This window comes from Plantibacter sp. Mn2098, assembly GCF_049319745.1.
In the GTDB taxonomy this organism is placed as follows: Bacteria; Actinomycetota; Actinomycetes; order Actinomycetales; family Microbacteriaceae; genus Plantibacter.
Map to the genome: position 1 here is coordinate 261,462 of NZ_JBMOUH010000007.1, position 18,696 is coordinate 280,157.

The 18,696-nt window shown below is 67.6% G+C and carries 16 protein-coding genes; 9 read left to right on the forward strand and 7 right to left on the reverse strand.

Translation table 11 applies throughout. The features are described from left to right. Positions 1-41: 41 nt before the first annotated feature. The 5 genes from ACL9RL_RS12810 to ACL9RL_RS12830 form a co-directional block, all read right to left on the reverse strand. Positions 42-1,418: an ABC transporter substrate-binding protein gene (locus ACL9RL_RS12810; RefSeq protein ID WP_422780640.1), complete on the reverse strand. Its 1,377-nt coding sequence runs from the start codon at positions 1,416-1,418 to the stop codon at positions 42-44. Between the two features lie 136 nt (positions 1,419-1,554). Then, a complete protein-coding gene (locus ACL9RL_RS12815) occupies positions 1,555-3,222 on the reverse strand; it encodes a glycoside hydrolase family 13 protein (RefSeq protein WP_422780687.1) in 1,668 nt (555 codons plus the stop codon). A gap of 310 nt (positions 3,223-3,532) precedes the next feature. Further along, entirely contained in the window at positions 3,533-4,546 is a 1,014-nt protein-coding gene (locus ACL9RL_RS12820) for a LacI family DNA-binding transcriptional regulator (RefSeq protein WP_422780641.1), read from the reverse strand. A 242-nt stretch (positions 4,547-4,788) separates the two neighbouring features. Next, positions 4,789-5,658, reverse strand: coding sequence for an NAD-dependent epimerase/dehydratase family protein (locus tag ACL9RL_RS12825; RefSeq protein WP_422780642.1), 870 nt, complete (start codon positions 5,656-5,658; stop codon positions 4,789-4,791). Positions 5,659-5,726: 68 nt separating this feature from the next. Then, a complete protein-coding gene (locus tag ACL9RL_RS12830; RefSeq protein WP_422780643.1) occupies positions 5,727-6,200 on the reverse strand; it encodes a GNAT family N-acetyltransferase in 474 nt (157 codons plus the stop codon). 184 nt (positions 6,201-6,384) lie between these two features. Between ACL9RL_RS12830 and ACL9RL_RS12835 the strand changes: the two genes are divergently transcribed. The 7 genes from ACL9RL_RS12835 (at position 6,385) to ACL9RL_RS12865 (ending at position 14,061) form a co-directional block, all read left to right on the forward strand. Then, complete coding sequence (locus ACL9RL_RS12835) at positions 6,385-7,188, forward strand: DUF1684 domain-containing protein (RefSeq protein WP_422780644.1); 804 nt, start codon at positions 6,385-6,387, stop codon at positions 7,186-7,188. A gap of 183 nt (positions 7,189-7,371) precedes the next feature. After that, entirely contained in the window at positions 7,372-8,871 is a 1,500-nt protein-coding gene (locus tag ACL9RL_RS12840; protein ID WP_422780645.1) for an ABC transporter substrate-binding protein, read from the forward strand. A gap of 84 nt (positions 8,872-8,955) precedes the next feature. Continuing rightward, the gene (locus tag ACL9RL_RS12845; RefSeq protein ID WP_422780646.1) at positions 8,956-9,918 is read left to right on the forward strand and encodes an ABC transporter permease; all 963 of its coding nucleotides are present in this window, start codon (positions 8,956-8,958) and stop codon (positions 9,916-9,918) included. Continuing rightward, complete coding sequence (locus ACL9RL_RS12850) at positions 9,915-10,814, forward strand: ABC transporter permease (RefSeq protein WP_422780647.1); 900 nt, start codon at positions 9,915-9,917, stop codon at positions 10,812-10,814. Before ACL9RL_RS12845 ends, ACL9RL_RS12850 begins: the two co-directional genes overlap by 4 nt. Beyond that, positions 10,811-11,668: an ATP-binding cassette domain-containing protein gene (locus ACL9RL_RS12855; protein WP_422780648.1), complete on the forward strand. Its 858-nt coding sequence runs from the start codon at positions 10,811-10,813 to the stop codon at positions 11,666-11,668. Before ACL9RL_RS12850 ends, ACL9RL_RS12855 begins: the two co-directional genes overlap by 4 nt. Further along, complete coding sequence (locus ACL9RL_RS12860) at positions 11,665-12,486, forward strand: ABC transporter ATP-binding protein (protein ID WP_422780649.1); 822 nt, start codon at positions 11,665-11,667, stop codon at positions 12,484-12,486. Before ACL9RL_RS12855 ends, ACL9RL_RS12860 begins: the two co-directional genes overlap by 4 nt. A 237-nt stretch (positions 12,487-12,723) precedes the next feature. Then, positions 12,724-14,061, forward strand: coding sequence for a DUF222 domain-containing protein (locus ACL9RL_RS12865; RefSeq protein WP_422780650.1), 1,338 nt, complete (start codon positions 12,724-12,726; stop codon positions 14,059-14,061). A gap of 235 nt (positions 14,062-14,296) precedes the next feature. Here the strand turns inward: ACL9RL_RS12865 and ACL9RL_RS12870 are convergent, their stop codons facing one another. After that, positions 14,297-15,106: a response regulator gene (locus ACL9RL_RS12870; protein ID WP_422780651.1), complete on the reverse strand. Its 810-nt coding sequence runs from the start codon at positions 15,104-15,106 to the stop codon at positions 14,297-14,299. Then, positions 15,090-16,301 (reverse strand): sensor histidine kinase, encoded by a 1,212-nt coding sequence (locus ACL9RL_RS12875; RefSeq protein WP_422780652.1) that lies wholly within the window; start codon positions 16,299-16,301, stop codon positions 15,090-15,092. The genes ACL9RL_RS12870 and ACL9RL_RS12875 overlap by 17 nt, the downstream gene beginning before the upstream one ends. A gap of 305 nt (positions 16,302-16,606) precedes the next feature. Between ACL9RL_RS12875 and ACL9RL_RS12880 the strand changes: the two genes are divergently transcribed. Beyond that, on the forward strand, positions 16,607-17,086 hold the full coding sequence (locus ACL9RL_RS12880; RefSeq protein WP_422780653.1) for a hypothetical protein: 480 nt from the start codon (positions 16,607-16,609) through the stop codon (positions 17,084-17,086). Between the two features lie 82 nt (positions 17,087-17,168). Further along, on the forward strand, positions 17,169-18,659 hold the full coding sequence (locus ACL9RL_RS12885) for an MFS transporter (RefSeq protein WP_422780654.1): 1,491 nt from the start codon (positions 17,169-17,171) through the stop codon (positions 18,657-18,659). Positions 18,660-18,696 lie beyond the last annotated feature (37 nt).

An 18,696-nucleotide genomic window follows, 5' to 3' on the forward strand; every position in this document is an offset into this window, starting at 1 on the left:
GGCCGACGGGTTGCGCACCCGTCGGCCGGCCGGATCGATGCCTACTTGTCGGCGTCGATCAGTTTCTGGATGTCGGTGTTCACCTTCGCGAGGAGGGCGTTGATGTCGGCGTTCTGATCCGTGAGCACCGCCTGGACAACGGTGTCGAGCGCCCCGTACAGCTCCTGCGTGTGCGCCTTGGGCTCGGCAACGATGTTCTGGTCGAAGATCGCGTCGGTGAAGCCCTTGACGTTGTCGAGCGGGATGTTCACGAGCGGCGCGATCCATTTCTGCTGCTCGTCGTACGTCGCCTTGTCGAACAACGGCAGCGTCGGAACGCCGACCGGGATGCCCGTGCTCTTCAGGATCTTCGCGTCGGCGACCGCCTGGTCCTCGTTGATGAGCTTCTGCATGTAGTAGAAGTCGATCCACTTGACCGCTGCCGCCTTGTGCGCGGCATCGGCCTTGACGCTGACGGCCGCGACGTTGCCACCGCTCAGCACACCGGCGTCGGCGTTGCTCGCATCGATCGGGAGCGTTGTGAGGCCGTAGTCCTTCGGGTCGACTGCGTTCTGCTGGACGAGCGCCGTGAGGACGTCCGAACCGCTCGGGTACATCGCGACCTGGCCGGCGCCGAACGCCTGGTTGATGCCGCTCCAGTCGAGCAGGAAGTTGCTGCCGAGGGAGTTGTCGTCCCAGCGCAGCTTCTTGAGCCATTCGAGCGACGCCTTCACCTGCGGGTTGTCGGCCGTGACCGTGACCTTGCCAGAGGAGTCGACCGTCTCCAGCCGTCCGCCGCGCGCGTACGCCGTGGTCGTGAGCTCCCAACCACCGTTGTTGCCCTGCGTCATCTGCATGTAGCCGGCGACACCAGGGACCTTCTCGGAGATCGTCTTGGCGTAGGACTGGATCTCATCCCACGACGTCGGCGGCTTGTCAGGGTCGAGGCCGGCCTGCGCGAAGATCTTGCGGTTGTAGGAGAGGCCCATCGCATACGGGCCGTACGGGATGCCGAAGAAATCACCCTTGTCGTCCTGGGCGATGTTGATGACCTTCGGGTTGAACTTGTCCGCGTACGGCAGCTTCTTGACGTCGTCCGTGATGTTCGCGAGCTGGCCGTTCTGCAGGAGCGTCTTCGCGTCCGTGAACGGCACGTTGAAGGTGTCGGGCAACGTACCGCCGGCGAGCTGCGTCGCGAAGGTCGGACCCGTCCACTGGTACTCCTCCGGGACGACCTTGATGTCGGGGTTCGCCTTCTCGAACTCCTTCACACGGGCGTCGAAGGCGTCGAACGCCTCCTTCTTGCTGCCGGGGATGAGGCTCGCGACCCGGATGGTGACCTTGCCGTCGTCCGCTGGAGTCGACGAGCAACTCGCGAGCAGGCCGACGCCCATAAACGCGACAGCTGCGATCGCGATGGTTCTGGTGGGTGACTTCATCGTCATGTCCTTTCGGTGATGGTGCTGGATCGGTGCGTGGGTGATGCTGGATGGTGCTCGGTGCTTGTCGGTGATGTTCTGTTCAGTTCGATTCAGGTCAGTTCTGTTCAGTGCTCGTACTGCCAGGTGCCCGGCCTCACGAGTCGACCTCGAGCCAGGCAGTCGTGTCGCTCGGGAGCAGACCGTGCTGGAGCGGGCCGCTCGCGAGGAGGATCGAGCGATGCTGCGGGAGCGCGACCGGTTCAGACCCCAGATTCGTGATGCTCACGAACCCGGCGCCGCGCGAGAACGCGAGCACACCGGGCTCGGCATCGAGCCACTCGAGCGAGCCGTCACCGAGCGCGACGCGTTCGTGCCGGATCGCGAGCGCCCGCCGGTAGAGCGACAGCATCGAGTCCGGGTCCTGAGCCTGCGCCTCGGCGGTAAACGCCGCCCAATCGGCCGGCTGCGGCAACCACGGCTCGACGGCATCTGCGGTGAAACCGAACGGCGCGTGGTCTCCTGACCACGGCAGCGGGACACGACAGCCGTCACGTCCTGGGTCGATGCCGCCCGAGCGGAAGTGCATGGGGTCCTGGATGCGGTCGAGCGGGATGTCCTCCACCTCGGCCAGCCCCAGTTCATCGCCCTGGTACAGGTAGAGCGAACCGGGCAGCGCCGCGGTCAGCAAGGCCGCCGCCCGCGCCCGACGCGTGCCGAGTTCGAGATCCGTCGGCACCCCGAAGCGCTTGTTCAGGAAGGCGAACGAGCTATCGTCCCTGCCGTACCTCGTGACCGGCCTCGTGACATCGTGGTTCGAGAGCACCCAGGTCGACGGCGCACCGACCGGGGCGTGCGCCGCGAGCGTCGAGTCGATCGATTCGCGCAGCTGCGCAGCATCCCACTGCCGGGCGAGGAAGTCGAAGTTGAACGCCGTGTGCAGCTCGTCCGGTCGCAGGTACGCTGCGAAACGGTCGATGTCCGGCAACCAGATCTCGCCGACGAGGATGCGCGCACCAGGGTAGGAGTCCGCGACCCTGCGCCAGGAACGGTAGATCTCGTGGAGCTCGTCCCGGTCCGTGTTTGGGTGCTCCCCCGGCGCCGGGTGCTCAGGCACCTCCGGCAGCGTCGGGTCCTTCACGAGCAGGGCGGCCGAGTCGATGCGGACGCCGGCGACGCCGCGGTCGAACCAGAACCGCAGGACGTCCTCGTGCTCCTTGCGGACATCCGGGTGGTTCCAGTTGAGGTCCGGCTGCTCGGGCGTGAACAGGTGGAGGTACCAGTCGCCGGGCGTCCCGTCAGGGTTCGTCGTGCGGGTCCAGGTGTCCCCGGAGAAATTCGAGATCCAGTGGTTCGGCATCCCGTCGCCGTCCGGGCCGGTGCCCGGACGGAACCAGAACCGGTCACGAGCCGGAGATCCAGGACCTGCTTCAAGCGCCTCCTGGAACCAGGCGTGCGCACTCGAGATGTGGTTGGGGACCACATCGACGATCGTGCGGATGCCAAGGGCGAGCGCCTCCCGGATGAGCGCCTCCGCCTCGTCGAGTGTGCCGAACGCCGGGTGGATCGTCCGGTAGTCGGACACGTCGTAGCCGCCGTCGGCGAGCGGGGACGAATACCAGGGAGTGAACCAGATGGCGTCGACGCCGAGGTCGCGCAGGTAACCGAGGTGAGCTCTGACACCGGCGAGATCGCCGGTCCCATCGCCATTCCCATCGGCGAAGCTCCGCGGGTACACCTGGTAGATGACGGCGCTGCGCCACCACAACGGGTCGTCGCCCGGCGGCACGACGGGGGCGACGTCACGCAGGGGACGCGAGGACACCGCAGGCGATGGGCCTGAGGTCTGCTCGGTCAGGGTCGATGGTTCCACGCGGGTCCTTGTCGGTTGGCCCGCTCATCCGTCGTCCGCCGCGAACGAGCATCGTTCGGCGTCCGACGAGCCGCGGGAGGCGGTCGTCCAGACGACGGTCGGAGCCGGAAGATCGCTCAACACCATCGTCGTGATGCGAACGTAGCCTTTTTGACAAAGTGATGCAAGAACTCAACAAAGAGTAAATGGCTTGCGTATTTTGCGTCACGTCGACGCCGGAATCACCATCTCCGTGTGGCCCTGAGAGGCTTAAATGAGGCGATCAGCCCACTTGGGAGACGGGACCGGTCGACCCTCTGACCACCAGTTCCGGCTCGAACAGGAGCTCGTCCGAGGTCGCGGAATCACCAGAGATCTGTCGGAGCAACAGCTCGATGATCGTGCGCCCCATCGGCTCGATCGGCTGCCGCACGGTCGTCAGCGGAGGCTCCGTGCAGTTCATGAGCGCGGAGTCGTCGTAGCCGATGATCGACACGTCCTCCGGAACGCGGCGACCCGTGCGCCGGACAGCCCTGATCGCGCCGAGCGCCATCGGGTCGCTCGCGCACACGATCGCCGTCACGCCGGCACGCAGGAGCTTCGTCGCGGCCGCCTGCGCCGACTCGAGCGAATACAGCGCGTGCACGATCTGCGCATCGTCCAATTCCAACCCCCAGTCGCCGGAGAGCCGCCTGATCGTCGCGAGCTTCCGCGCGGACGGCACGTGATCCCGCGGCCCGAGCAGGTACCCGATGCGGGTGTGCCCCAGCTGCCGCAGATGCCCCATCGCCTGCTCGATCGCAACGGTGTCGTCACAGGAGACGGTGGCGAAGTCGAGGCCCTCGACCGGGGCGTTGACGAGCACGGTGGGGAGGCCGACCTCCGTCAGACGACCGTAATGATCGTGGGTGGCGTCCTCCTGCGCGTACGCTCCACCGACGAACACAACACCGGAGACCTGCTGCCCGAGCAGGAGGTCCACCCAGTCGGACTCGCTGATGCCGCCGGCCGTCTGCGTGCAGAGCACCGGGGTGTAGCCATTCTGGGCGAGCGCTCCCCCGATGACCTCGGCGAAGGCCGGGAAGATCGGGTTCTGCAGCTCGGGGAGCACGAGCCCGACGAGCCGGGCGCGTTCACCCCGGAGCTTCGTCGGGCGCTCATAGCCGAGGACGTCGAGGGCGGTGAGGACCGTTTGCCTCGTGGCCTCGGACACCCCCGGCTTTCCGTTGAGGACACGGCTCACCGTGGCTTCTGATACTCCGACCTTGCGAGCGACTTCAGCGAGACGTCTGGACATGCGGCAATGATACGCAAGTTGTTGCAATCGTGCGCAAGAAGTTGACAGCGTTTCAGGCTCAGGGACCGGTGGGCCCTTCGACAGGCTCAGGGACCGGGGCGGGGCCCTTCGACAAGCTCAGGGACCGGGGTGGGGGTGGACCCTTCGACAAGCTCAGGGACCGGGGTGGGGGTGGACCCTTCGACAAGCTCAGGGACCGGGGTGGGGGTCGCTGAGCTTGTCGAAGCGTGGGCGCGAAGCGGTCAGGCGCGGTAGCTGCCGGAGACGAGCTCCTCGATGAGCGTCGGACCGGTCGGGTTCCAACCCAGCTCCGACTTCGCGAGCGCACCAGACGCCTGCTGGTCGAGGAACAGCGCATCCGCGAAGGCCGCACCGAGACGCTCGCGCGTCGCCTCCTCGCCCTCAGGAACCACATCGACGCCATCGCCGGCCGCAGCCTGCGCGAGCTCGGCCGCCGTCGGGTTCACACCGGTGGCCCCGATGTACGTCGCACCCGTTCGACCGTCCTCGAGCACCTTCACATACAGCGCGGCGAGGTCATCGACGTGGACGGTCGGCCAGTGCTGGTCGCCCGCGCCGATCGCCGTGATCGCACCCGACTCCGTGCGCGGTGCTCCGACGACGAGCCCGGGGAGCCCTGCTCCGTGCCCGTAGACGATGCTCGGGACGACGACGGACGCATCGACGTCGCCGTTCAGGATGCGCTGCTCGCGCTCGTGACGCCACGCCGTGAGCGCCGGGGCGTTGTTGGGAGTCTCCTCCGTGATGTCATCCGATGATCCGTAGCTCCAGATCCCACCGGTGTGCACGAACCGCTTGTCCGTGCCGCCGAACGCGGCCTCGACCGCGGTCAGGACGGCGTCATCGAACTCCGAAGCCGGTCCGTCGCTCGGCGCAGCGGTGTGGATGGCACCCTCGACGCCCGCGAGCTGCTCGGTCAGCCAGGCGACATCGGTCAGATCGTGCTGCACGGCCGTGGCCCCTGCCGCCTCCACCGCTTTCGCGGACGCATCGCTCCGGACGACGGCCACGACGTCGTGGCCGTTGCTCCGCAGCTGTTCCAGGATCCGTGAGCCGATGAAACCCGTTCCACCGGTGAGAAGTACCGTCATGTGCCTGCCATTCTCGATGGGGAAGGCCGATCCTCCCCGCTCCGAATGCAAGTCAGTCACATCCGAAGCTATTCCGCGAGCGACTTCCGCATCTGTACAGCCGTCGTCTCGTAACCGAGCGACTCATAAAGCGACCTGGCCGGTGTGTTGAACCCGAACACGTTCAGGCCGAGAGTGACGGCGCCGCGGGCGTTCGCCTCCACCTCGGCGAGACGCATCGCCTGCCGCCCGTAGCCCTTGCCACGTTCTGACTCGACGACCTCGATGTCCCAGACCCACCAGTCGACCGGGCTGTCCGTCGTCGGGCCGATCCACAGGACGCCGACGGGCGCGTCCTGCGCTTCGCCGATGACGTCGAAGACGACGTGGCCGTCGGCCAGGGAACCATTCGGGAAGAACTGTGCGAGCGACCGTTCGGCGTTCGCGGTCGCTTCGGACTCCGACTCTCCCGCCTTGATCCGCTCGGTGCGGTAGGTCTCGTTGGCTGCGAGCATCCACACGGTGAGGCGATCGACGGGCATGGGACTGAGAGAGATCGTCATCAGACCAGTCTGTCAGCCCGGAACCCTGCACGATGGCCGAGCATCGGGAACAACACCGCTCCCCCGGGAATAATCGGGTCGCGGCCGGTGGTTGTGAAGGTGGTGCTCCGCGAGGCGACGGCCGAGTGCGACGCACGATGACACACGATTGGGACGGATCCGTCCGTTCTCGGAGAATTGAGACATGAGCACGAGCACCGACAGCACCACGCAGAACGCCGCAGCGGACGCGAACACGGTCGACCCGGCATCGGTCGTCGACGCCGCACGCGCCGCCCACGCCGCGTGGCGCGCCGGCCGCCTCGCCCAGGTGGTGTCCCCCCTCGGCAACCTGGCCCTCGTCGAAACGCGTTGGCTGCCGGACGGCGAGCAGTTGAGCGCCGAAGAGGCCGTCGCCGGTCAGGTCCCCACCGTCACCGCGACGACACTGCAGCGCACGAACCTCGACACCGGCGCACCCGAATACGGCATCCGCCTGTGGGACACGGACTCAGCGGCGATCCGCGCGTTCGACACGATCGGGCTGTTCGACTTCGACCCGTCCTGGGTCGTCGAAGCGGAGTTCACGCCGGTGTCGGAGGACCGCACCGTCCCGTTCGAGCACATCAGGGACAACGGCGGCACACGCGACCTCGTCGTCCCCGGCGACATCCGGTTCACCAAGGACGGCGTCGACTACGTGATGAGCGCGTTCGAGGACGACGGCACGCTGCTGCTCGTGTTCGGCGACGAGACGAACCACCGCACAGGCGACGGAGCGAGCTACGGGTCGGGCCGGTTCCTGTTCGTCCAGCGCATCGGCGCGGGCGGATTCGGTGAGGCCGGAACGGTCGTCCTCGACTTCAACCAGGCGTTCGTGCCGCCCTGCGGCTTCTCCGCCCAGTACAACTGTCCGCTCCCGCCGGCACAGAACCGGTTCACCGGCCCCGTCGAAGCCGGCGAGCAGACCGTGCGCTTCACCGGCGACTTCGACATCTACACGGTCTGAGCACAACAGGCTCGATCTCCTGATCTCCACCCGGCCCGACGACGACACCGTCGGAGGGCCGTTCAACCGGGCGACGCCGCCCAGCCGGCCTCGGCCTGCCGCACGGTTCGAAACGCAGCAGCTCGAAACCCGGCGCACCAAGATCCAGCACCACAGCACCCCATCCCCAGCACTGGAGCACCCGTGAAACGCAGAACAACCCTGGGCGTCATCGCCCTGTCCCTGACCGCAGCGCTCGGCCTCGCCGGATGCGCAGGCGGCGGAGCGAGCAGCGCCACCGGATCCGACGCGACGATCGAGGTCGGCTCCCTCTACGAGCCGCAGAACCTGAGCAACGTCGACGGCGGCGGCCAGGGCGTCGTCGAAGCCTTCAACGGCAACGTCTACGAGGGCCTGTACAAGCTCACCGACGACGGCTCGGTGAAGCCGCTCCTCGCCAAGAGCGACACCGTGAGCGAGGACGGTCTCACGTACACCTTCACGCTGCAGGACGGTGTGAAGTTCCACTCCGGCAAGGAGCTCACGTCCGCCGACGTGAAGAAGAGCCTCGAAGCCGTCACCGCGCCGGACTCGCAGTCAGCCCGCAAGAGCAGCTTCTCCGTCATCTCCGACATCGAGACACCCGATGCGAAGACCGTCGTCATCAAGCTCTCCGAGCGCTCGATCTCCTTCATCTACAACCTCAGCTACGTCTGGATCGTCAACGACGAGCTGAAGGACCGCAAGACGAAGGAGGACGGCACCGGCCCGTACACCCTCGGCACCTGGAAGCGCGGCTCCTCGCTGAGCCTCGAGCGTTCGAAGGACTACTGGGGCGACGCACCCAAGAACAAGGAAGTCGTCTTCAACTACTTCACCGACGCGACCGCGCTCAGCAACGCGCTCGTCACGAAGCAGATCGACGTCATCACGAGCATCCAGAGCCCCGACCAGCTGAGCCAGTTCACCGGCAACAAGGACTACACGGTCTCGAACGGCAACTCCACCACGAAGGAACTCCTCGCGTTCAACGATCGCGTCGCCCCCTTCGACAAGGTCGACGTCCGCAAGGCCGTCTACTCCGCGATCGACACGAAGAAGCTGCTGTCCTCCATCTGGGGCGACTACGGCACCCTCATCGGCTCGATGGTCCCGCCGACGGACCCCTGGTACGAAGACCTCACCAAAGTGAACCCGTACGACCCGGCGCTCGCCAAGCAGGAACTCGCAGCGGCAGGCTACGCCGACGGCTTCACGTTCACGCTCGACACCCCGAGCTACGACCCGCACCCCGCCGTCGCCGAGTTCCTGAAGAGCGAGCTCGCGAAGGTCGGCATCACGGTCGACATCAACACGATCAGCGCCGACGAGTGGTACTCGAAGGTCTTCAAGGAGCAGAACTTCCAGGCGACGCTCCAGGAGCACGTCAATGACCGCGACGTGGTCTGGTACGGCAACCCGGACTTCTACTGGGGCTACAACAACCCGCAGGTGACCGAGTGGGTCAAGGAGGCCGAGCAGGCCACCTCGACCGATGAGCAGACCGCGAAGCTCAAGCTCGTGAACGAGCAGATCGCCAAGGACGCCGCCAGCGCGTGGCTGTACCTGTACCCGCAGATCGTGGTCGCTTCGAGCGACCTCAGCGGTTATGGCGTGAACGGGCTGAACTCGCAGTTCTACGTCTCGGACATCGTCAAGAAGTAAGTACAGCCCCACGCGACCCGCGTGGGCCACAACGCCCGGTCGTCGGCCTTTCGGTCGGCGTCCGGGCGTTACCCTTGGACACGAATGACTCTCTACCTCCTGCGCCGATCCGCGTTCCTCGTGATCTCCCTCCTGATCGCGATGATCGTGCTCTTCGTGCTGCTCCGCCTCCTGCCAGGCGACCCGTCGAACGCGCTGCTGTCCGTCCAGGCGACGCCGGAGCAGATCGCGGCCGCTCGGGCGCAGGTCGGCTCCGACCAGCCGCTGCTCGCCCAGTTCGCCACCTGGTTCGGATCACTCGCGACCTTCGACCTCGGCACCTCGTTCATCAGCGGGCTGCCGGTCGGTCCTGAGATCGTCTCCCGCCTCGCCGTGACCGTGCCGCTGACCCTCATCTCCTTCGTCGTCGCCGTCATCGTCTCCCTCTTCGCCGGGTTCGTCGCGGCGTACAAGGCCGACAAGTGGTACGGCGTCGCCCTGTCCGGGTTCTCGCAGCTCGGCATCGCCGTCCCCGTCTTCTGGGTCGGCATCCTCCTCGTCAGCGTCTTCGCGATCACGTTCAGGCTGTTCCCGTCCGGCGGCTTCCCGCGCGACGACTGGGCGAATCCGGCGGATGCGCTCACCTCGCTCGCACTCCCCGTCATCACGATCGCGATCGTCATGAGCGCTTCGCTCACCCGATATGTCCGGTCAGCGACCCTCGACGTGCTCGGCAGCGACTACCTCCGATCGGCCCGCGCGCAAGGCTCCGGGTTCGGCGAGGCCCTCTGGCGCCACGGCCTCCGCAACGGCGCGGTCCCAGTGGTCTCCATCCTCGGCATCGAACTCGCGACGGCGTTCCTCGGGGCGGTCGTCGTCGAGAGCGTCTTCAACCTCCCAGGACTCGGCAGCATGCTCCTCACCGCGATCGCCCAGCACGACTACCCGAACATCCAGGGGATCCTGTTCGTGAGCACCCTCGTCGTCCTCGTGATCGGCTTCCTCGCCGACGTCGCCCAGCGGCTCATCGACCCGCGCCTGCGCGTCAGCATCTCGGGGAACCGATGAGCGCCGCGGTCGATCTGACGACCGGCGGCACGGCGTCAGGACAGCCTGCCGCGCCGGCGACCGGCAGCACGGTGCGCCGCAGCCGTCGCCGCTCCGTGACCCTCGTCATCGGGCTGTGCCTCGTCGGCATCGTCGTCGCGGTCGCCATCGTGTCCGTCTTCTGGTTGCCCTACTCGCTGGAGGACACCTCCGGCGGGCGCCTCGACGGCCCCAGCGCCGCACACTGGCTCGGCACGGACAAACTCGGACGAGATCTGCTCAGCCAGCTGATGGTCGGCGCGCGGATCGCCCTGCTCGTCGGTGTCGGCTCCGTGGCGGTCGGCGCGGTCATCGGCGTGACGATCGGCCTCATCGCCGCCCTGTCCCGCTCGTGGGTCGACGACACGATCTCCGCGGCGCTCGACGTCGTCATCGCGTTCCCCGTCCTCCTGCTCGCGATGCTCATCGTCGCCGCGCAAGGGGCGTCGCTCGGGTCGGTGATCCTGGCCATCGGACTCGCGATGTCGGCGATCGTGGCCAGGCTGACCCGGATCCTCGCGCGTCGGGTGCTGAGCGAGCAATACGTCACGGCGGCACGCACCTCTGGCACACGCTGGCCCGGCGTCATCGTGCAGCATGTGCTGCCGAACATCTGGACCACGCTGAGCGTCAACCTGGCGCTGCAGTTCGGCATCGCCGTCCTCGCAGAGGCGAGCCTGTCGTACCTCGGCCTCGGGGCGCCGCCGCCGAACGCGTCGTGGGGTCGGCTGCTGCAGGAGGCGCAGGGCACCGTCGCGACCGCTCCCGTCGGGGCGATCGCCCCCGGCATCGCGCTCGTCATCCTCGTGGTTGGCGTCAACTTCATCGCCGACGGACTGCGCGACCTCGCCGACCCGACACGCAGGAGGAGCCGATGAACGCGTCCCCCGCATCGGCCGACGGCTCGGCCATGCCCGCAGGTCCGACGACACCCGCTGCACCGGCGCTGCTCGAGATCGACGGGCTCACTGTCCGCACGCCGGACGGCACCGCGCTCGTCGACGGACTCGGTTTCAGCATCCGTCCGGGCGCACGGCTCGGACTCATCGGCGAATCCGGCTCAGGGAAGTCGTTGACGTCGCTCGCCGTCACGGCGCTCCTCCCGAGCGCGCTGCAGTCGAGCGGAAGCGTCCTCCTCGACGGTGTGCAGGTCATCGGCGCCGCCGAACAGGCGCTCAGGCGACTTCGTGGACCGGTCGCGTCGATCGTGTTCCAGGAGCCGCTCACGGCGCTCGATCCGCTCATGCGGCTCGGCAAGCAGGTGGCGGAGCCGCTCAATCGGCACCGTGGGCTGCGCGGCGTCGAGCTCCGTGCAGCCGTGCTCGACGCGCTCCGCGATGTGGCGCTTCCGGACGTGGAGCGCATCGCGAACGCCTACCCGCACGAGATCTCCGGCGGCCAACGGCAGCGGGTGGCCATCGCGATCGCACTGGCGAGTTCGCCGAAGCTCCTCATCGCCGATGAACCGACGACGGCACTCGATGTGACGGTGCAGGCGGAGGTGCTCGCCCTCCTCGATCGTCTTGTGCGCGAACGCGGCATGGCGCTCCTGTTCATCAGCCACGACCTCGCCGTGGTCTCCTCGCTCGTCGACGACGTCGTCGTGATGCAGGCCGGACGGGCCGTGGAGCACGGACCGGTCCGACAGGTGCTCTCCGCGCCGCGGCATCCGTACACAACGGCGCTCGTCGCGAGCGCCAGAGCCCTCGACGACGCATTGGAGGAGCGATGAACGACACGGACGCGTTCGATAGTGCGGACGCATCGGGCGTCGCCGGCGTCGCTGCTCCACCCATCCTGGAATTGCGCGACGCGAACTTCCGGTACCGCTCGGGCGGGCTCGCGATCGAGGACGTGTCACTCGCCGTGTCGGCGGGCTCCGGCATCGGGCTCGTCGGGGAATCCGGGGCCGGCAAGACCACGCTCCTGCGGCTGCTGCTCGGCCTCGCAGCGCCGACGACCGGCGAGGTGCGCTTCGACGGGCACGCACTCGACCGGCGGGACAGAGCTCTCATGCGCCGCTTCAGGACCTCGGTGCAGACGGTGTTCCAGGACCCATACTCGTCGCTCGACCCGAGACAGCGCATCGAACGCATCGTCAGCGAGCCGCTGCGCTCCCTCGGGATCGCCCGCGGCGCCGACGCGCAATCGTTGGCGGCTGCATCGCTCGCCTCGGTCGGGTTGCCGGCTGACGTGCTTCGTCGCTACCCGCACGAGTTCTCCGGCGGGCAGCGGCAGCGCATCGCGATCGCCCGTGCGACGGTGTGCAGCCCCCGGTTGCTGCTCGCGGACGAACCCGTGAGCGCACTCGACGTGACGACGCGGATCCAGGTGATCGACCTCATCGCGGAGCTCCGCGAGCGGAACGGGCTCGCCGTGGTCATGGTGTCGCACGATCTGAGCGCCGTCGCGGCGTTGTGCGAACGCACGATCGTGCTGCGGGGCGGACGGGTGGTGGAGACCGGCTCGACGCAGCAGATCCTGCACGCGCCTGCCGAGCCCTACACGCGTGCGCTCGTCGACGCCGTGCCGAGGTTGCCGAAGGTCTGAGCTGGGCGTGCGGGCGGCCGTGCGTAGTGCGCGCCGCCCTTCGACAAGCTCAGGGACCGGGGTGCCCCAATCTTCAAATCCGGTCGATGAGCCTGTCGAAGCGTCCCGCACACGACTGCCCTTCGACACGCTCAGGGACCGGGGGTTGCCCAGACGGAAAAGCCCGGTCGCTGAGCCTGTCGAAGCGAAATCATCGAAGTCCTGTTCGAACGCGTGACCTTTTGATATGATAGATGAGTGGATATACCTTCGACGCCAACCGACATCGCCGAGCTGATCACCAGCCTCGGCGAACGGATCGCGTCCGAAGATCGGATCATCTGCGCAGCGGAGGCCAGGCGCACTGGGCTACTCGCCGATGCCGCGCACATCGCCGACGTGACTGCACTGACCATGATGCCCATCGGCACAACGCCCGCCCGCGCGCAGGAACTCGCCAGACGCTCGCTCCATCTTGAACTCGCGGCGATCACACATACGCCGGAACGCACCATCCAGCAGCGGATCCAGGAATCAGAGACGCTCGTCCACGAGCTGCCGGCAACACTCGCGGCGCTCGCATCGGGGGCACTGTCCATCGCGCATGCACGCGTCATCGTCGATCAGCTGTCCTCCGTCGATGCTCCGGACCGCGGCGCGTTCGAGGCGCTCATTCTTCCGATCGCGAAGACACACACTGCTGCGCACGTGCGTCAGAGCGCCAGGAAACTCCGCGAGAAGCTCCACCCGGAGACCAGCGCGTCCAGACACCGTGCCGCAAACCTCGAACGCCGAGTGGAGCTCACTCCGGCGCTGGACGGCATGGCCTGGCTGTCCGTCCTCGCCACAGCGCCCGTTGCGCTCGCCATCCAGGATCGACTCGCGGGACTCGCCCGTGAGGCGCGTCACGTCGGCGACACCCGCACAACGCCACAGCTCGAAGCCGACGCCGCTGCGACACTCCTGATGCACGGCACAACTGCCCGCGGCGAGAACGATCTCCCCGACTGGTTCATCCCCGGCATGCTCGACATCACACACACGATCGTGCCGACCGTCCATCTCACCGTTCCCGTCCTCACGATGCTCGGTCACGACGACGCGCCGGCCGGCCTCGACGGGTACGGTCCCATCGATCACGAGACCGCCACCCGACTCGCTGCAAACGCGCCGTCATTCATCCGCATCCTCACTCATCCGCACACCGGTTCGGTGCTCTCGGTGGGGCGGGACCGCTATGCGCCGCCACCTGATCTCAAACGCATGCTCGCCGTCAGAGATGCTCATTGCCGCGCGCCGGGCTGCAACCGTGCGGCCAAACGCTGCGACATCGACCACACCGTCGCCTGGGCGGCAGGCGGTTCCACTTCCGCCGGGAACCTCGCGCATCTCTGCCCAGGCCACCATCATCTGAAACACGAAGCCGGTTGGACCGTCCAACACAGCGACAACGGCCTCCTCACCTGGACGACACCGAGTGGACGACAGCACACGACCATTCCGGACCCGTCAGACTGGCAGCCGCTCCCGCGGGCGGATCCCCGGCCGGACCGCTCTGCTGCCGCGGCTTCGCCGGGCGCTCCGTTCGGCCCTTGAGATCGACAGTCACGGGCTGGTTGCCCTTCGACAGGCTCAGGGACCGGGGATTGCGCGGACGGAGAAGCACGGTACGTCCGCGCGCGGTCGCTGAGCTTGTCGAAGCGTCTCGCGCACAGCTGCCCTTCGACAGGCTCAGGGACCGAGGGTTACCGGACAGAGTAGCCCGGTCGCTGAGCTTGTCGAAGCGTCTCGCGCACGGCTGCCCTTCGACAGGCTCAGGGACCGAGTGGGGCTAGGCGGGAGCTCGAAGGACCAGGGCGATGGCCTCATCACGCGAACGGACACCGAGCTTCGCGAACAGGTTGTTGATGTGCGTCTTCACAGTGGAGACGCTCACGAACAACGCCCGCGCGATCTCCGGATTCCGACGCCGATCAACGACCAACGCCAACACGCGCCGCTCCTGCTCGGTCAACGCGACGAACCGCGAATCAGCGGAGATGTCGGCGAGAATCAGATCCGCCGATCGCGTGCCCGACGGCTCTCCTGTCTCTCCGCGTGCCGTCGCGGCGTCCGATGCCGAGACCCCACCGGACAACTCGCCCGGCTGCGCACTCTGCTGGCCGCCCGGCTGCCCACCCAGACCACCGAGCACGCGCCTCGTCACCTCCGGAGCGAAGGTGTTCTGTCCACGTGCCGTCGACCGGATCGCAGCCACGATATCGGCCCGCCCGGCGCTCTTCGTCAGATAGCCGGACGCACCGGCATCGAGCGCCCGTTTGATCGACACGTCGTCGACGTAGGTCGTCAACACCAAGATCTTCGCCGCCGGAACCGCCGCGCGGATCGCCGCTGTCGCCGCCGCACCGTCCACCTGCGGCATCCCGAGGTCCATCAGGACGACGTCGGGCGCCGTCGCCAACGCGAGCGTGATCGCCTGCGCCCCGTCCGCAGCCTCACCGACGACCTCGATGCCCGGCGTCAGACCGAGGATCGTCACCAGACCATCACGAACCGTCGCCTGATCGTCTGCGACGAGCACACGGATCACTGGTGGGACGGACTCTGCCATCGTCCCTGCGGCCTCAGAACTCTCGGACATCGACGACCTCCACCTCCACACTCCACGTCCCGCCCTGCGCAACCGCGGAGAACGAGGCGCCGACGGCATCGGCCCGCTCGCGCATGCCGACGATCCCGTGTCCGCCACCGCTCGCCGCGAGATCCGGAGAACTTCCGGCACCAGCGCTCTGCTCCCCGGCTCCCGCGCCGACCCCCGACCCTGCTCCGGCCCTCAGCGGATTCACCACCCGCACACGAACGGACGTCGCCGTCCAGCGCAACTCGACGTCGACATCGGCACCCGGCGCGTGCTTGCGCGCATTGGTGAGCGCCTCACGCACGATGCCGACGAACGCGTCGGTCACCCCCGCATCGATCGGGTGCTGACGCCCGGACTGTGTGAACCGCACCCGGGCGCCGCCGATCGCCTCAGCTCCGGCCCCAAGCGCATCGAGCGCCACCGCGAGCGGCTGGTCGACACCTCGAAGGGCGTCGACGGCACGCTTCGCCTCCGCGAGCCCCTCGACCGCGAGCGCCCGCGACGCTGCGACCCGTGCGAGGACGTCGGCGTCGACACCTCGGCTCTCCAGGATCGCCTCGGTCGCATCGAGCTGGACGACGAGCCCACCGAGCGAATGCGCGAGGACGTCGTGCACGTCCCGCGCGATGCGAGCCCGTTCGACGAGTGCCGCGTTCGCCGCATCATCGGCAAGGCGACGACGCTCCGCACGCTGTTCGAGCGCACGTTGACGGCGGATCAGACCACCGCCGACCCCAACGACCGTCCACAACAGCAGCTGAGGCGCAGCGGTCGGTCCCGCGTGCGTCACCGCCATCGACACCCAGGCGACCGCGACGGCGACCACCGTGACGATCCCGGTCCAGGCCAACGGCGTGGTGATGGTCGCGAACAGTGCGAACAGGCCACCCGCCACAAGCGCATACGAGGTGCCGGCCCCTGCGCCGCCGGTGACCGCGCCGAGCAACAGCACCACACTCCACAGGACGACGCGTGCACGCGCCATCCACGCGAGATCCGGGCGGTCGAACCAGCCCAACCCGGCCGCGGTCAGCCAACAGAGCACACCGAACAGCACCACCGGCACGGTGAACGGCTGGGGAGCCGGGACGGTGAGCGTGAACCACACGACGAATCCGAGGCCGATGAGATGCAACATGAACCCGATGGTGCGCGTTGTGAGCGAGCGGAACGGGACGTCGAGCACGTCTGCCATCGCCGTCCCTCCAACGTTCGTCGTCCATCAAACCGGTGCACCTGGTCGCCGCGGATGCGTCGACACCGGGTGCTCCGCCAATTCTCGCAACACAATGCAGCGAATCCGTGCAGCGAGTGCCCGCTCTCCGCGCATCTCCACTCCACTCGCCGACATCTCCACCCGGCCGGCGCCGCTCTCCACCCTGAGTCCGATCAGTTCTCCACCCGGCACCGTGACGTCTCCACCGCCCGGGTGGTTCACGTCAAGAACCCCGCTGAGCACACTGGAATCACGTTGAAACAACCGAAAGGACCGACCAGGTCATGGACACCCAAAGCCTCATCACACTGCTCATCTCAGCCGTCATCCTCGGCTGGCTGCTCGTCAAGCAGTTGAGCGTCCGGCCGCTCAAGGAACGTTCGATCCTCTGGATCGTGCTCATCCTGATCGGCCTCGTGCAGACCGCGAACTTCATGTCGACGGTCTCCCTCGGCGTCGCAGATGTCGCGCTGCTCCTGCTGAGCATCGTGATCGGCGTCGCGCTCGCTGCGGCCAGGGCGTTCACGACCGCGTTCTGGCGTGGTGAGGACGGCCTCCTCTACCGCAAGGGCAACTGGCTGACCGCGGTGCTCTGGATCGTCGGCATCGGCCAGCACCTCCTCATCGACCACTTCGTCGCAGCCGGGTTCGGCACCGCGAGCATCATGGTCTACTTCGGCATCGTGATCGCCGTCCAGCGCCAGGTGCTCCTCCTGCGCGTCCGCAAGGCCGGGAATACTCTCACCGCCCCTGTGGTTGGTTGAACCGGGCACGGTGGCCTGGACCGTCCCGTTCACCGGGCGGTCCGCCACCGGGAGCCTGCAGCCCCACAACAGAAACAGGACCGTGCCAGCTGATCCCCCAGCCCACAACGACAACACCGAAGACCCGGACACCACCAAGAACCCGGAACGCGCGAAGCTCAGCCGACCGGTGAACGACCGGGGCGTCGTCGCGACGCTCGCCTTCACCGGTCTCATCGCGGCGTTTATGATGACGCTCGTCACCCCGCTGCTCCCGGAGCTCCCACAGCTGCTCGACGTGTCGAGCTCCGACGCGATGTGGGTCGTCACGGCGACGCTCCTCGCCGCAGCCGTCGCGACACCGATCGGCGGACGCCTCGGCGACCTGTACGGCAAGCGCAGGATGGTCCTGATCCTGCTCGCCGTCCTCATGGCGGGATCCGTCCTCGCCGCGTTCTCCTCCACCCTCGTTCCACTCGTCATCGCCAGGTCGCTGCAGGGTGCTGCGCTCGGTGTGATCCCGCTCGGCATCAGCATCCTCCGCGACGTGCTGCACCGGGACCGCCTCGGCGGCGCCGTCGCTCTCGTGAGCGCGACCCTCGGCGTCGGCGGCGCCGTCGGCCTGCCCGTCTCAGCCCTCATCTCCCAGTACCTCGACTGGCACGTGCTCTTCTGGATGGCCGGACTTCTCGGGCTCATCGGCTTCTTCCTCGTCTGGCGTCTTGTGCCTGTCAGCACGTTACGCTCAGAGGGCAGCTTCGACTGGATCGGCGCGATCGGCCTCGCCGTCGGGCTCGTCGGCATCCTGCTGGGTGTGTCCAAGGGCAACGAGTGGGGCTGGACGAGCGCTGCGACCCTCGGCTCGATGATCGGCGGAGCGGTCGTCCTCGTCGTCTGGGCGCTGTTCGAACTCCGCACCGAGAGCCCGCTCATCGACCTCCGTGTCGCGACGAGGCGGACGGTCCTGCTCACGAACCTCGCTTCGATCACCGTCGGGTTCGCGTTCTTCGGCAGCACCGTCGCCCTCCCCCAGCTCATCGAAGCACCGACCGGCACCGGTGTCGGCCTCGGGCAGAGCATGCTCGTCGCGAGCCTCTGTCTGATGCCGAGCGGTCTCATCATGTGGGCGATGTCACCCGTCGCCGCGCGCCTCACCGCGAAGCGCGGCGCGCGGACGAGCCTCCTGCTCGGCATCGTGATCATCGCCGTCGGCTACGTGCTCGCGATCGGTCTGATGACCGAGGTGTGGCACACGGTCCTGACGGCGACGGCCGTCGGGTTCGGCGTCGGATTCGCCTACGCCGCGATGCCGACGCTCATCATGGGCGCCGTGCCGGCGAGCGAGACCGCCGCGTCGAACGGCCTCAACTCGGTCATGCGCACACTCGGATCGACGATCGCGAGCGCCGCGATGGGCGCCATCCTGTCCGCGAACCTCGTCACCGTCGGGAAGGTGACAACGCCGAGCGCCGCCGGGTTCCAGCTCACCTTCATCATCTGTGCCGTGGCGGCCGTCATCGGCGTGGTGCTGACCGTGTTCATCCCCCGTGCCGGACGACGGTACGCGCAGACGAGCCTTCCCGACGCCGTCTGACCACCGCGTGTGCGGCCGTCTGACGCGGGTCGGGCGG

Excerpts from the sequence above, each read along its gene's own strand:
- ACL9RL_RS12830 (WP_422780643.1), bottom strand. The coding sequence starts at position 6,200 with ATGACGATCTCTCTCAGTCCCATGCCCGTCGATCGCCTCACCGTGTGG.
- ACL9RL_RS12860 (WP_422780649.1), top strand. The coding sequence starts at position 11,665 with ATGAACGACACGGACGCGTTCGATAGTGCGGACGCATCGGGCGTCGCC.
- ACL9RL_RS12875 (WP_422780652.1), bottom strand. The coding sequence starts at position 16,301 with ATGGCAGACGTGCTCGACGTCCCGTTCCGCTCGCTCACAACGCGCACC.
- ACL9RL_RS12880 (WP_422780653.1), top strand. The coding sequence starts at position 16,607 with ATGGACACCCAAAGCCTCATCACACTGCTCATCTCAGCCGTCATCCTC.
- ACL9RL_RS12820 (WP_422780641.1), bottom strand. The coding sequence starts at position 4,546 with ATGTCCAGACGTCTCGCTGAAGTCGCTCGCAAGGTCGGAGTATCAGAA.
- ACL9RL_RS12810 (WP_422780640.1), bottom strand. The coding sequence starts at position 1,418 with ATGAAGTCACCCACCAGAACCATCGCGATCGCAGCTGTCGCGTTTATG.
- ACL9RL_RS12845 (WP_422780646.1), top strand. The coding sequence starts at position 8,956 with ATGACTCTCTACCTCCTGCGCCGATCCGCGTTCCTCGTGATCTCCCTC.
- ACL9RL_RS12870 (WP_422780651.1), bottom strand. The coding sequence starts at position 15,106 with ATGTCCGAGAGTTCTGAGGCCGCAGGGACGATGGCAGAGTCCGTCCCA.
- ACL9RL_RS12850 (WP_422780647.1), top strand. The coding sequence starts at position 9,915 with ATGAGCGCCGCGGTCGATCTGACGACCGGCGGCACGGCGTCAGGACAG.
- ACL9RL_RS12825 (WP_422780642.1), bottom strand. The coding sequence starts at position 5,658 with ATGACGGTACTTCTCACCGGTGGAACGGGTTTCATCGGCTCACGGATC.
- ACL9RL_RS12855 (WP_422780648.1), top strand. The coding sequence starts at position 10,811 with ATGAACGCGTCCCCCGCATCGGCCGACGGCTCGGCCATGCCCGCAGGT.
- ACL9RL_RS12835 (WP_422780644.1), top strand. The coding sequence starts at position 6,385 with ATGAGCACGAGCACCGACAGCACCACGCAGAACGCCGCAGCGGACGCG.